This window comes from Paucibacter sp. M5-1 (assembly GCF_027498415.2).
Classification (GTDB): Bacteria; Pseudomonadota; Gammaproteobacteria; order Burkholderiales; family Burkholderiaceae_C; genus Roseateles_E.
Genome location: NZ_JAPZLM020000001.1, coordinates 2,475,666 through 2,488,184, shown reverse-complemented (window position 1 = coordinate 2,488,184; position 12,519 = coordinate 2,475,666). Strand labels below are relative to the sequence as shown.

13 protein-coding genes are annotated in these 12,519 nt (G+C 68.0%); 4 read left to right on the top strand and 9 right to left on the bottom strand.

Translation table 11 applies throughout. From position 1 onward, the window contains the following. Window positions 1–11: 11 nt before the first annotated feature. The 8 genes from O5M90_RS11660 to O5M90_RS11625 form a co-directional block, all read right to left on the bottom strand. Complete coding sequence (locus tag O5M90_RS11660) at window positions 12–713, bottom strand: SDR family oxidoreductase (RefSeq protein WP_269841178.1); 702 nt, start codon at window positions 711–713, stop codon at window positions 12–14. 95 nt (window positions 714–808) lie between these two features. Next, window positions 809–1,411, bottom strand: coding sequence for a TetR/AcrR family transcriptional regulator (locus O5M90_RS11655; RefSeq protein ID WP_269841177.1), 603 nt, complete (start codon window positions 1,409–1,411; stop codon window positions 809–811). Between the two features lie 94 nt (window positions 1,412–1,505). After that, window positions 1,506–2,477 carry a GlxA family transcriptional regulator gene (locus O5M90_RS11650; protein WP_269841176.1) on the bottom strand — a complete coding sequence of 324 codons (972 nt, stop codon included), beginning with the start codon at window positions 2,475–2,477 and terminating at the stop codon, window positions 1,506–1,508. A 10-nt stretch (window positions 2,478–2,487) separates the two neighbouring features. Next, window positions 2,488–3,060, bottom strand: coding sequence for a cysteine hydrolase family protein (locus O5M90_RS11645; protein WP_269841175.1), 573 nt, complete (start codon window positions 3,058–3,060; stop codon window positions 2,488–2,490). Window positions 3,061–3,161: 101 nt separating this feature from the next. Further along, window positions 3,162–3,707, bottom strand: a complete 546-nt coding sequence (locus O5M90_RS11640) for a DUF1415 domain-containing protein (RefSeq protein ID WP_269841174.1) — start codon at window positions 3,705–3,707, stop codon at window positions 3,162–3,164. Continuing rightward, a complete protein-coding gene (locus O5M90_RS11635) occupies window positions 3,704–4,786 on the bottom strand; it encodes a M14 family metallopeptidase (RefSeq protein ID WP_269841173.1) in 1,083 nt (360 codons plus the stop codon). Before O5M90_RS11635 ends, O5M90_RS11640 begins: the two co-directional genes overlap by 4 nt. Then, complete coding sequence (locus tag O5M90_RS11630; RefSeq protein WP_137943700.1) at window positions 4,786–5,982, bottom strand: M20 aminoacylase family protein; 1,197 nt, start codon at window positions 5,980–5,982, stop codon at window positions 4,786–4,788. Before O5M90_RS11630 ends, O5M90_RS11635 begins: the two co-directional genes overlap by 1 nt. A gap of 94 nt (window positions 5,983–6,076) precedes the next feature. Then, window positions 6,077–7,195 carry an ABC transporter substrate-binding protein gene (locus tag O5M90_RS11625; RefSeq protein ID WP_262970163.1) on the bottom strand — a complete coding sequence of 373 codons (1,119 nt, stop codon included), beginning with the start codon at window positions 7,193–7,195 and terminating at the stop codon, window positions 6,077–6,079. A 92-nt stretch (window positions 7,196–7,287) separates the two neighbouring features. Between O5M90_RS11625 and O5M90_RS11620 the strand changes: the two genes are divergently transcribed. The 3 genes from O5M90_RS11620 to O5M90_RS11610 are packed head-to-tail and all read left to right on the top strand — an operon-like array spanning window position 7,288 to window position 10,706. Further along, entirely contained in the window at window positions 7,288–9,342 is a 2,055-nt protein-coding gene (locus O5M90_RS11620; RefSeq protein ID WP_269841172.1) for a molybdopterin-containing oxidoreductase family protein, read from the top strand. Between the two features lie 23 nt (window positions 9,343–9,365). After that, window positions 9,366–10,364, top strand: a complete 999-nt coding sequence (locus tag O5M90_RS11615; protein ID WP_269841357.1) for an aminopeptidase — start codon at window positions 9,366–9,368, stop codon at window positions 10,362–10,364. Window positions 10,365–10,373: 9 nt separating this feature from the next. Next, window positions 10,374–10,706, top strand: a complete 333-nt coding sequence (locus O5M90_RS11610; RefSeq protein ID WP_137943704.1) for a polyhydroxyalkanoic acid system family protein — start codon at window positions 10,374–10,376, stop codon at window positions 10,704–10,706. A gap of 36 nt (window positions 10,707–10,742) precedes the next feature. On the opposite strand, the gene O5M90_RS11605 is transcribed toward O5M90_RS11610, so the two are convergent. Beyond that, entirely contained in the window at window positions 10,743–10,994 is a 252-nt protein-coding gene (locus O5M90_RS11605) for an acyl-CoA-binding protein (protein WP_137943705.1), read from the bottom strand. Window positions 10,995–11,112: 118 nt separating this feature from the next. On the opposite strand from O5M90_RS11605, the gene O5M90_RS11600 reads away from it, so the two are divergent. Beyond that, complete coding sequence (locus tag O5M90_RS11600; RefSeq protein ID WP_137943769.1) at window positions 11,113–12,516, top strand: wax ester/triacylglycerol synthase family O-acyltransferase; 1,404 nt, start codon at window positions 11,113–11,115, stop codon at window positions 12,514–12,516. Window positions 12,517–12,519 lie beyond the last annotated feature (3 nt).

Genomic DNA, 12,519 nt, shown 5'->3' with positions numbered 1-12,519 from the left:
CGGGGCCGCGTTCAGTGCGACAGCGCCTGCAGATAGACGCCGGCCGCCAGGCCCTGCTTGACCTGGCGCGTGACTTCGTCGGCCAGCACCTCGGTGGCGCCGGCGGCCAGGCCGTCGAAGGCCTGGGCAACCACGGCCTCGGGCGTGGTCTTGGGCACATCGAGGCCCTGGGTCAGGTCGGTGTCGACAAAGCCCATATGCAGGCCGGTCACCAGGGTGCCCTGGCCGCTGAGTTCCTGGCGCAGGCCATTGGTCAGCGCCCAGGCTGCCGACTTGGTCGCACCATAGGTGGCCAGCAGGGGCCCATTGATCCAGCTGGCGATCGACAGCACGTTCAGCAAGGCGCCGCCGCCATTGGCGGCCAGCACCGGCGCGAAGGCGCGAGCCATGCGCAGCGGACCGAAGTAGTTGGTGTCCATCTGGCGCTGCGCGGCCTCGATTGCATCGGGCGCGAGGAAGCCGCCCAGCGTGGCGATGCCGGCGTTGTTGATCAGGATGCTGACATCGCTGCACTGCGCCGCGACCGCCGCGATGTTCTCGGCATTGCTGACATCGAGCCGTATCGGCACGACGCCGGGCAGGCTGATGCTGCCCGGGTCGCGGGCGGCTGCGTAGACCTTGCGCGCGCCGCGGGCCAGGGCTTCGCGGGCAAAGGCCAGGCCGAGGCCGCGATTGGCGCCGGTGATCAAAACAACGGAGTTTTCGAACTTCATGGTGGGTCTTTCAGGCAAGTGGGTTGAGTGGAAATATGACGATCGTCATAAATTGAGGCGAAAGCAAGTCTCGGATGCCGGGGCTTGCGCTGTTCCTAAGGGGAGAGGGCGGACCGGGCCTTCTGCCCGTGACGGGCCAGCAAGGCCTGGCGATTGGCGGCCAGCAGCGCATGGCCGTCGGCGTTGTCGCCCAGCGCGCGGGCCAGTTGCAGCGCGCCGACCAGGCTGCTGACGATGACGCGAGCCTCGTCGGCGTCGGCCGTGGGCAGCACCTGCTGCACCCGCGTCATCAGGGCCTGGACCCGGCTGCGCCCGGCCTCCAGCACCTCGGCCGACTGGCGCGGCATCTCCGAGGCCAGCGCCGCCACCGGGCAGCCGGCCTCGGGGGCGGCCAGATGCGTGGGCGACAGATAGCCCTCGACCAGCGCGACGAAGGGGTCGCTGCCCTGTTGCCCGGCCTTGGCCAAACGCGAAGTGAGCCTGCGCTCACTGTCACGGCCCGCCCATTCCATGGCCTCGGCCAGCATCGCGTCGCGGGAGGAGAAGTGGGCATAAAAGCCGCCATGGGTCAGGCCGGCCTGCTTCATCAGATCGGCCACGCCGATGCCGCCATAGCCGACGCGCCGGATCTCGCGCGCCGCCGTCTCGAGGATGCGCTCGTGGGTCAGTTCCTTGCGGCTGGGTGTGCTGGCGGTCACTGGGCTTTGTTTGAAAATATGATGATCGTCATATTAGACTGCGCCCAGCGGCCGCGTCAAGCGCCTTGTCGGGTTCAGGGCTTTTGCCGGCCGCTCAGCAGCGGGCGGCGGCGCGGCGGGCCCGGCGCAGCTGCTGGTCCGAGCTGAAGCCGGCTTGCAGCGCTGCCTGGCTGGCCGCGAGGCCGGCGGCCTGCGCCTGGCGGGCACGTTCAAGCCGTATCGCCTGCAGATAGTGCAGCGGCGTCACGCCGGCATGGGCGGCGAACAGCCGGCTCAGATGGCGCGGCGTCACATGGGCGGCCTCGGCCATGCGGGCCAGGCTCCAGTCCTCGGTCGGGTCGGTGCAGATCGCGTCCTGCACGCGGTGCAGGGCCGGGTGCAGATGGTGGCGGTGCGCCAGCATGGGTGACAGCTCGGGGTCGGCCGTACCGCGGCGCAGATAGACCACCATGGTCTGCGCGACCGTCGCGGCCAGCGCCGCGCCGCACAGCTGGGCGATCAGGTGCAGGGCCAGATCGATGCCGGCGGTGATGCCGGCGCTGCTGGCCAGCGGACCGTCGAGCACGAAGACGCGGTTGTCGACCACCTGGGCGCGCGGCTCGGCCTGGCGCAGCGCGTCCAGCAGCTCGTGATGAGTGGTGCAGCGCCGCCCGGCCAGCAGGCCGGCCTCGGCCGCCAGCAGCGCGCCGGAGCAGACCGTCAACAGCCGTCCGCCGCCACTCAGCAAGACCTGACCCTGCTGCGCGAGCCAGCGCAGGCCCGCGAGTTCGGCCGCCAGCCCGGCGCTGTCGGGCGGCGGCTCGCCGGGCAGCTCGCTGCGGCAGCCGACCAGCACCAGCCAGCTGTCGCTGGCCAGCGCCGCCGGCAGCGGCTCCAGCCCGGCGACCGCGAGACCCACCGAGCTGAGGCATTGCGGCTGTGCCGCGATGAAGCGCAGCCGAAAGGCCGGCGGCCGGCCGCGCCCGGCCAGGGCCTGGTTGGCCAGCCGGAAGGCCTCGGCCGGCCCGGCCAGGTCCAGCAGCAGCGCGCGCGGCTGCACCAGCATCAAGACATCAATTGCGGACATGGCCGCCAGCTTAACGCCCGAGCGCCTGCCGGGCCCGCTGCAGCGCTTGCTCGGCCGTGCAGACCTGGGCGAAGCGGTCCTGCAGCACGGTCTCGGTGCGCAGCTTCAGCTCGGCCGCGCTGAGCGTGGCGCCACTGGCGTGTGTCATCGCGAAAGTCAGCGTCGCCTCGCTCACATAGTCGACCAGCCAGCCCTCGTCGCTGGCATGGCGGGTGGTGGTCTCGCAGCATTGCTCGCTGCGGATGCCGCTGACGATCAGACGCTGGATGCCGTGCTGGTGCAGCCAGACCGCCAGGCCGGTGCCGACCAGGGCGCTATGCCGGTGCTTGATGAACTCGGCGGCCGCCTCGTAGCGCGGCAGTTCCTCCAACGGCGTGACCAGGCCCGAGGCCAGCGCGAAGGCGTTGTCGGCGTGCTCCGGGCCGTCGCTGTGCAGGATGCGGACGATGGGCAGGCCCAGGGCCTGCGCGCCTTCTATCAGGCGGGCGTTGGCGGCCAGGAAGTCGGGCAGATCGGCCGCGCTCCAGTAGGGGCGGTGGCGAAAGGATTCCTGGATGTCGATCAGCAGCAGGGCGGTTTTCATGACGGGCACTCCGATGGGTTTGAGTGCGTCGATCTTGCCTTCGGGAGCCCACCGCGTCGCGCCGGGTCCGGACCGCCTGCGGTCAAATCAGGACATCATGATCAGGGCTTCAGCCCGAGCGCCTTCCAGCCGTCCAGGCCGAGCTTCTCCAAGGTCGCCATATTGGCTTCGTAGATCGCGTCGGTGTCGGTCATGGTCTCGACGGCACGCTCAATGCTGCTTTCGCGCAGGATGTGCAGGGTCGGGTAGGGTGAGCGATTGCTGTAGTTGCTGATGTCGTCTGGCGCGGTGCCGTCGAACTGGTACTGGGGATGGAAGCTGGCGATCTGCAACTCGCCGTCCAGCTCCAGGTCCTCGACCAGGGCATCGGCGGCGCCGATGAAGTCGTTGAAGTCGAGGAAATCCTGCAGCACCTGCGGGTGTATCACCAGCGTGGTCTCTATCTCGTCGGGGTCGCTGCGGCGCAGCAGCAGCAGCTCCTTGGCCAGCTCCTTCAGCAGTTCCTCGGGTGTGGTCGCGTCGCTAACCACATAGCGCAGCCGATTATTGACATGCACGCTCTTGGCGAAGGGGCAGAGGTTGAGGCCGATCACGGCCTTCTCCAGCCAGGCGCGGGTGTCGGCTTCGATCTGTGCGGCGGTCGTCATGCGCTCAGGCCCCGGATCGCCTGGCGGGCGGCTTGCTGGGCCTGGTCCAGGATCTGTTGTTTCCACTCGTAGCTATCGATATAGAAGGCGTCGCGGATCTGGCGCTTGATCTGGGCGGCCTGCTCGGCCGGCGCCTCGGGATGGGCTTCCAGCCAATGGTCGGCGCGCAGCGCACCGATCATCTGATCCAGCGGCAGGGTGCCGTATTCCAGCGCGATGCCGGTGTAGGCGGCATCGGGGCAGGCATCGGCGACGGCGGTCCACATCAGGCCCACCAGCGGCGCAGAGCTGGAACTGCCGTCGTAGATCGAGGTCACCTCGGGGCCCCACCAAGCGCGTGCGCGCGCCAGCGCGGCCGCATCGTTCTTGCAGGCAAAGATGCGCTCGCCATGGCCGCTGGGGCCCAGGCCGGTGTGCAGATCGATCCAGGCGATCGCCTCGGCAGCCTGGCCCTGTTCTTCGAGCACGTGGCGCAGGGTGACATTGCTCCAGGTCGGCGCATGGCCGCCGTAGAACAGGCCCAGCTCATGAGCGTACTGGCCGCTGGTGATCGCGGTCTGCAGCCCGCGCTCGCCGTGCCGGGCGGCATAGTCGGACAGTACCGCCTCGTCGGCCGGCGTCGGCGGCCAGTGCGCCGGGATCAGCGCAGCGGCGATCTCGTCGTAGCCGGCGTTGTGCGGTAGCGGCTGGTGGAAGTCGTGGAAGTTGCGGTTCAGGTCTACCCCCTCCTGCGTGACGCGGCGCCACCAGGAGAAGCCATGCGGGTTCAGCGCGTGGATATAAAGCACGGCCACGCCGCTGGTCTTGACGGCTTCATGCCAGTCCGGATCGGACAGCAGGCCGGTCTGCACACCCGAGCCGCAAAAGCCCTCGACGCCGTGGCAGGCGCTGCTGATGATCAGCAGCCGCTTCGCATCGCGCGGGCCCTGGCGCACCACATCCATGGCCAGGCGCTCACCGTCGCGACCCAGCAGCGGATGCCAGTGCGGCTCATTGTCCAGCCCGGCGGCCTCGACGGCGGCCAGGAACTTGCTGCGCGCCTCGGCGTAGCTCTGAGAAAAGAAGAGGGCAGCGGACATCAGGGCTTGGGCGAGTTCAACCAGGTTTCGGCCATGCGCACCCACATCGAACCGCCCAGCGGGATCAGCTCGTCGTTGAAGTCATAGCTGGGGTTGTGCAGCATGCAGGGGCCCAGGCCATGGCCGCCCTCGCGGTGCGTGCCGTCGCCATTGCCGATCAGGAAATAGCAGCCGGGTTTTTCGAGCAGGAAGAAGCTGAAGTCCTCGGCGCCCATGGTCGGCTCGAACTCCTGCACGTTCTGCGGGCCGACCACATCGCCCAGCACCGCGCGCACGAAGTCGGTTTCCTTTGCGTGGTTGATCGTCGGCGGGTAGTTGCGGTGGAAGCTGAATTCGCAAGTGGCCTCGAAGGCCTGGCAGGTGGCTTCGGCGATGGCCTTCATGCGGCGCTCGATCAGGTCCAGTACCTCCAGCGTGAAGGTGCGCACCGTGCCCTGGATCTCGCAGCTGTCGGGCACGACATTGGTGGCCTCGCCGGTGTGAATCATCGTCACCGAGATCACGCCGGCGTCGATCGGCCGCTTGTTGCGGGTGATGATGGTCTGGAAGGCCTGCACCATCTGGCAGGCCACCGGCACCGGATCGATGCCGTTGTGCGGCAGCGCCGCGTGCGAGCCCTTGCCGCGTATCACGATCTTGAATTCATTGCTGGACGCGAACACCGGGCCGCTCCTGACGGCGAACTGGCCGGCCGCCATGCCGGGCCAGTTGTGCGCGCCGAACATCGCCTCCATCGGGAACTTGTCGAACAGGCCGTCCTTGATCATCTCGCGGGCGCCGCCGCCGCCCTCTTCGGCGGGCTGGAAGACCAGATAGACGGTGCCATCGAAATTGCGGTGCTTGGCCAGATGCTTGGCGGCGGCCAAAAGCATCGCGGTGTGGCCGTCATGGCCGCAGGCGTGCATCTTGCCGGGGTGCTTGCTGGCGTGGGCGAACTGGTTGTGCTCGGTCATCGGCAGCGCGTCGATGTCGGCGCGCAGGCCCACCGCGCGGTCGCTCGTGCCGTTCTTGACGATGCCGACCACGCCGGTCTTGCCCAGGCCACGATGCACGGGAATACCCCATTCGGTCAGCGCACGCGCGATCACATCGGCGGTGCGTTCTTCCTGAAAACAGAGCTCTGGGTGGGCGTGAATATCTCGTCGCAGGGTCGCGATGCTTGGCGCATCGGCCAGGATTGAGTCGATCAACTTCATGGCGGCACTCCGTAGGATGGGAGGCGCGCGGCGGCAGGCCGGCGCCGATGTCGGGTCAGTTTACCCGGGGGTGGCGCCGTCTGCAGCGGGGGGCTCAGCGCCTGACCTTGCCGTCCCCGGTCAGCATCGACAGCTCGACAAAGCTGGACCCCACATGCTTGCCGGGACCGAACTTCACGGTGAAGCCGCCGGCGTTGTAGTTCTGCATGCCCTCCAGCGCGGCCACCAGGCCCTCACGGCTGGGCCGCCCCATGCGGCGCAGGCCTTCGCTGAAGACCTTGGCGGCCAGAAAGCCCTCCATGCCGGTGTAGTTGGGGCGCAGATCGCCCCCGGCGCGTTGCACCGCTTCCTGGTATTCCTCGACGATGCCGATGGCGGAACCGAAGGGGTAGGGCATGACCTGGCTGACGACCACGCCCAGCGCCTGCTTGCCCAGCTCGTCGGACAGCGACTGGGTGCCGACGAAGGAGACGTTGTAGAACACGCCGCCATAGCCGGCCTTGCGGGCCTCGCGGATGAAGGCGGCGCAGCTCTTGTAGGCGCTGATCATCACGATGGCCTCGGGCGCGCCCGGCACCAGGGCCTTGACGGCGGCGGCCACATCGACGCTGTTGCGCTCCACCGTGCCGATGGCCTGCGGCTTCAGCGAGCGGGACTGCATCGCCCGCTGCACGCCCTCCAGGCCGGCCCGGCCATAGGCGTCGTTCTGGTGGAACACGGCGATCTTGTTCAGGCTCAGCTGGGTCAGCTGCTTGACGATCAGTGCGGTCTCGTCGAAATAGGAGGCGCGCACATGGAAAACCCAGCGGCTGGCCGGCTCGCGCAGCGCCTCGGCACCGGTGAAGGGCGCGAAGAAGGGGATCTTGTGCTGATTGACCAGCGGCAGCGCCGCCAGCGAGGTCGGTGTGCCGACATAGCCGAACAGCGCGAACACGTCCTCGGCGATGAACTTCTCGGTATTGGCCTTGCAGCGCTCGGGCTCGTAGCCGTCGTCCAGCGTGCGCAGTTCGATGGGCAGGCCGTTGATGCCGCCGGCCGCATTGACGGCGTCGAAATGAAGCTTGGCGCCGGCCTGCATCTGCAGGCCCAGCTGGGCGGCGGGGCCGGTCAGCGGGGCCGACTGGCCGAGCACGATGCGGCGGCGCTCCTGGGCTTGCAGCCAGGCCGGCAGGGTCAGTGCGGCCAGGCCGGTGAGGCAGTGACGTCGTTGCAAATCGGCTCTCCTGAGGGGGATGAAGGGGTCAAAAATGGCAGGGCTCAAGGGTAGCGCCCATGGGGCTATCGGCTCTGTGCAATAGTTCGCGGATGAACTCGATTGCCGCTGCCTTGTCACCATCAGATACGACTACCGTGAAAGGTGCCTGCCCTCACGACTGCCCGGACACCTGCGCGCTGCGCATCACGGTCGAGGCCGGCCGCGTCATCAAGGTGCAGGGCCAGGCCGACCATCCCAGCACCCATGGTGCGCTGTGCACCAAGGTCTCGCGCTATCCGGAGCGCACCTATCACGCCGAGCGGGTGCTGCGGCCGCTGAAGCGGGTCAGCGCCAAGCATGAGGCGCCGCGCTTCGAGCCGGTCGAGTGGGGTCAGGCCTTGACCGACATTGCCGCGCGGCTCAAGGCCCTGCCCCCGCAGGCCGTGCTGCCCTACAGCTATGCCGGCACCATGGGCCTGTTGCAGGGCGAGGCGATGGCGGGGCGCTTCTTCAACAAGCTGGGCGCCTCCTGCCTGGACCGCACCATCTGCGCCTCGGCCGGCGCTGCCGCGCTGAGCGCGACCTATGGCCACAAGCTGGGCATGCACCTGCCCTATTTCGCCGAGAGCCGCCTGATCCTGATCTGGGGCAGCAACTCGATCGCATCGAATCTGCATTTCTGGACCTATGCGATGAAGGCTAAGCGCGAGGGCGCGAAGCTGATCTGCATCGACCCGCGCAAGACCGAGACGGCCGACAAATGCCACCAGCACATCGCCTTGCTGCCCGGCACCGACGGTGCGCTGGCGCTGGGGCTGATGCATGAGCTGATCGCCCATGACTGGCTGGACCATGACTATCTGAGCGCCCATGTCGAGGGCTGGGACGAGTTGCGCGCCAAGGCCCTGGCCTGGCCGCCCGAGCGCACGGCCGAGGTCTGCGGCATCGGCGCGGACGAGGTGCGCGGCCTGGCGCGCGACTACGGGCACCGAAACATGGTCGAGGCGCCTGCCGCGATCCGGTTGAACTACGGCATGCAGCGCGTGCGCGGCGGCGGCAATGCGGTGCGGCTGATCGCCTTGCTGCCCTGCCTGACCGGGGCCTGGCGGCACCGCGCCGGTGGCCTGCTGCTGTCGAGCTCGGGCTGGTTCGCGCCCTTCAAGAACCCGGCGCTCGAATGCCCCGAGCTGCGCGGCAGCGCGCCGGCGCGGCTGATCAATATGAGCACCATCGGCGACGATCTGCTGCGCGAGGGCTCCGACGAGTTCGGCCCGAAGATCCAGGCCCTGATCGTCTACAACAGCAATCCGGTCGCGGTGGCGCCCGAGTCGCCCAAGGTGGTGGCGGGTTTTCAGCGCGCCGATCTGTTCACCGTGGTGCTGGAGCACTTCATGACCGACACGGCCGATCTGGCCGACTATGTCTTGCCAGCCACCACCCAGCTCGAGCATCTGGATGTGCACACCAGCTACGGCCACACCGATGTGCTGATCAATGAGCCGGCCGTCGCGCCGCTGGGCCAGGCCAAGCCGAACACGCAGATCTTCCGCGAGCTGGCAGCGGCGATGGGCTACACCGAGGCCTGCTTCCTGGACAGCGACGAGGACCTGGCCCGCCAGGCCTTCACCGATGCGATCGACTTCGAGGCCCTGCGCGCGCAGGGCTGGCAATCGCTGCCGCTGGCCGAGGCGCCGTTTGCGCAGGGTCAGTTCCTGACCCCCAGCGGCCGCGCCCAGGCCGGCGGTGCCGACTATCTACCCAATTACGAGAGCGCGGCGTCGACACCCGAGCTGGCCGCGCGCTTCCCGCTGGCGATGATCTCGCCGCCGGCGCGCAACTTCCTAAACAGCAGCTTCGTCAACGTCAAGAGCCTGCGCGATGTCGAGGGCGAACCGCTGCTGGAGATCCATGCCGACGATGCGGCCGCACGCGGCCTGGCCGACGGCACCGAGGTACGGGTGTTCAACGAGCGCGGCAGCTACCACTGCATCGCCCGCATCAGCACGCGGGCGCGCCCCGGTGTCGTCAATGGCCTGGGCGTCTGGTGGCGCAAGCTGGGTCTGCGCGGCAGCAATGTCAACGAAGTGACGCACCAGCGCCTGACCGATCTGGGCCGGGCACCGAGTTTTTACGACTGCCTGGTCGAGGTGGAAGCGGCGCGGTGAGGGCGGCGGCCTGCCTGGGCTTGATGGCCGCAGCGCTGCTGAGCGGCTGCGCGCAGATCGGCTATCTGGGTCAGGCGGTCGGCGGTCATCTGCGCCTGGTCGGGGCCGCCAGGCCGGTGCCCGAGCTGGTGGCGGATCCGGCGCTCGACGCTTCGCTGCGCGAGCGCCTGGAGTTAAGCCAGCGCATCCGCGATTTCGCCAGCCGCGAGCTGGGCCTGCCCGATAACGCCAGCTACCGCCGCTACGCCGATCTGCGGCGCGGCGCGGCGGTCTGGAATGTGGTCGCGACGCCGGAGCTGAGCCTGCGCCTGAAGACCTGGTGCTACCCGGTGATGGGCTGCGCCGGCTATCGCGGCTTCTTCGACCGGGCCGAGGCCGAGACCTATGCGCAGCGGCTGCGCGCCGACGAAGGGTTGGAGGTGCTGGTCTATGGCGTGCCGGCCTATTCGACGCTGGGCTGGAGCCGGCTGTTCGGCGGCGATCCGCTGCTGAACACCTTCATCGCCTATCCCGAGGGCGAGCTGGCGCGCATGATCTTTCACGAGCTGGCGCATCAGGTCGCTTATGCGGCCGACGATACCGAGTTCAACGAGTCGTTTGCCACCACGGTGGAGCGCCTGGGCGTGCTGGCCTGGCTGGCCGGCCCCGAGCGGGCGGCGGCCCGCGAGCAGTATCTGCAGGGCGACGAGCGGCGCCGGCGCTTCCAAGCCGAAGCGATGGCCTGGCGACAGAAGCTGGAGGCCCTGTATGCCGGCCCGCTCGACGAGGCGGCCAAGCGCGCCGCCAAGGCCGAGCTGCTGCAGCAGATGCGGGCCGCGCCGCTGCTCGGCTACGAGGCCTGGTATGCGCGCGCCAACAACGCCAGCCTGGCCCTGCTGGCCACCTACAACCAGCTGAGCCCGGCCTTCGAGGCGCTGTTCGAAAGGCTGGGCCGCGACTGGCAGGCTTTCCATGCCGAGGTTCGGCGTCTGGCAGACTTGCCGAAGGCGCAGCGGCGCCAGCAACTATTGATGAATCCCTAGGAGACCCCGATGGCCGATATCCGCATCCACCGCGATCATGAACTGGGCCTGAAAAAAGCCCGCGAGATCGCCTGGGCCTGGGCCGAGCAGGTCGAGGCCAAGTTTGATATGGAATGCGCGGTGCTGGAGGGCAAGACCAGCGACACGGTCACCTTCACACGCTCGGGCGTCAAGGGCGAGCTGATCGTCGCGGCCGACCATTTCGATCTGCATGCCAAGCTGGGCCTGCTGCTGGGGGCCTTCAAGTCCACCATCGAGGGCGAGATCCAGAAGGAGCTGGACGGCCTGCTGGCCGCCGGTGCTGCGGCAAAGACAGCAGCCAAAAAGAAAAAAGCGACCTGAGCGGTCGCTTGGCAATCGAAGTCCCGGGTCGGGGCCTTATTTCAGCGATTCGATCAAGTCGATGTACTGCTGCATGGCCTCTTCGCTGGCCGTGCCCTTCAGCTCGTTCCAGGCGTCCCATTTGGCGCGGCCGACCATGTCGGTGAAGCCGGGGCGGGAGCCTTCGACATCGCCGCTGCTGCCCTGCTTGTAGAGCGCGTAGAGCTTCAGCAGGGTCATGTTGTCGGGGCGCTCGGGCAGGCTCTTGGATCCGGCCACGGCGGCTTCGAACTGGTCTTTCAGGCTCATCTTGAATGTCTCCTGCTTGGTGTTGATCGGGATGGACGCTGGCGATGTTAACCAGCATTGTCTGGGCACAGAACTCTAGAACATCAAGGAGACGGACTTGGCACAGCTGCATGAACGCATGTCGCGGGTGGATACCGCCTGGCTGCGCATGGATACCGACGCCAATCTGATGATGATTGTCGGCGTCTGGTACATCCGGCCCGGCATCACGCTGGCGGCGCTGCGCGAGCGCGTCGAGGCCAGGCTGCTGCAGTACACGCGCTTTCGCCAGAAGGTGGTCGAGGACGCGCTGGGGGCGCAGTGGGTGGAGGATGAGGACTTCGACATCGCCAACCATGTGCAGGCCGAGATCCTCTTGCCGCTGCGCGGCCAGAGTGCCGAGGCCGCGCTGCAGGCCCGGGTCGGCGAGCTGGCGGCCACGCCTCTGGACGCCGCCCGGCCGCTGTGGCAGTTCCAGCTGATCGAGGATTTCGAGGACGGGCAGAGCGTGTTGCTGGCGCGCATACACCACTGCATTGCCGACGGCATTGCGCTGATCGCGGTGATGCTGTCGATCACCGATGGCGGCAAGGCGCCGCCCAAGCGACAGCAGCAGCCGCGTGACGACCAGGACTGGCTGACCGACACCTTGCTGCGCCCGCTCAGCGATATGAGCATCAAGGCGATCCGCATGGCCGGCGCCGGCGCGGCCAAGGGCGTCGATGCCTGGATAGACCCGCCGCACCCGGTCGACAGCTCGATGGAGATGGCGCGCATCGGCTATCAGGCGGTCAGCGATATCGCGGCCTTTGCGCTGATGCCGGACGATTCGCCGACCCGGCTCAAGGGCAAGCCCGGCGGTGCCAAGCGGGTGTCCTGGGCCGATGGCCTGCCGCTGGACGCGGTCAAGGCGGTCGGCAAGGCGATGAATGCCTCGATCAATGATGTGCTCTTGTCCTGCGTGGCCGGTGCAATCGGCAGCTATCTGGCCGAGCGCGGGGAAGACCCGGCGGGCAAGGAGATCCGCACCATGGTGCCGGTCAATCTGCGGCCGCTGGAGAAGGCTTATCAGCTGGGCAACCGCTTCGGCCTGGTGCCGCTGGTGCTGCCGATCGGCATCGCCAATCCGGTCGAAAGGCTCTACGCGGTGAAGGCGCGGATGCAGGAGCTCAAGGGCAGCTTCCAGCCGGTGCTGGCCTTCGGCCTGCTGTCGGTCGCCGGGCTGCTGATCAAGCCGGTCCAGCACGCGATGCTGAACATCTTCGCGAAGAAGACCACTGCCGTCGTCACCAATGTGCCGGGGCCGGCCCAGGCTCTGAGCTTTTGCGGCTCGACGGTGACGCGGGTGATGTTCTGGGTGCCGCAGTCCGGCGATGTCGGCATGGGGGTCAGCATCCTGACCTATGCCGGCCAGGTGCAGTTCGGCCTGATCACCGACAGCACCCTGTGCCCCGACCCCGAGGCCATCGTCGAGCGCTTTGCGCCCGAGTTCAACAAGCTCTTGCTGCTTGCGCTGATGCTGCCTTGGGGCGACTGCGACTGAGGC

Bases quoted from the DNA above. Each gene is read 5' to 3' on its own strand.
- O5M90_RS11660 (WP_269841178.1), bottom strand. From the start codon at position 713: ATGAAGTTCGAAAACTCCGTTGTTTTGATCACCGGCGCCAATCGCGGC.
- O5M90_RS11650 (WP_269841176.1), bottom strand. From the start codon at position 2,477: ATGTCCGCAATTGATGTCTTGATGCTGGTGCAGCCGCGCGCGCTGCTG.
- O5M90_RS11645 (WP_269841175.1), bottom strand. From the start codon at position 3,060: ATGAAAACCGCCCTGCTGCTGATCGACATCCAGGAATCCTTTCGCCAC.
- O5M90_RS11640 (WP_269841174.1), bottom strand. From the start codon at position 3,707: ATGACGACCGCCGCACAGATCGAAGCCGACACCCGCGCCTGGCTGGAG.
- O5M90_RS11635 (WP_269841173.1), bottom strand. From the start codon at position 4,786: ATGTCCGCTGCCCTCTTCTTTTCTCAGAGCTACGCCGAGGCGCGCAGC.
- O5M90_RS11630 (WP_137943700.1), bottom strand. From the start codon at position 5,982: ATGAAGTTGATCGACTCAATCCTGGCCGATGCGCCAAGCATCGCGACC.
- O5M90_RS11620 (WP_269841172.1), top strand. From the start codon at position 7,288: ATGAACTCGATTGCCGCTGCCTTGTCACCATCAGATACGACTACCGTG.
- O5M90_RS11615 (WP_269841357.1), top strand. From the start codon at position 9,366: ATGGCCGCAGCGCTGCTGAGCGGCTGCGCGCAGATCGGCTATCTGGGT.
- O5M90_RS11610 (WP_137943704.1), top strand. From the start codon at position 10,374: ATGGCCGATATCCGCATCCACCGCGATCATGAACTGGGCCTGAAAAAA.
- O5M90_RS11605 (WP_137943705.1), bottom strand. From the start codon at position 10,994: ATGAGCCTGAAAGACCAGTTCGAAGCCGCCGTGGCCGGATCCAAGAGC.
- O5M90_RS11600 (WP_137943769.1), top strand. From the start codon at position 11,113: ATGTCGCGGGTGGATACCGCCTGGCTGCGCATGGATACCGACGCCAAT.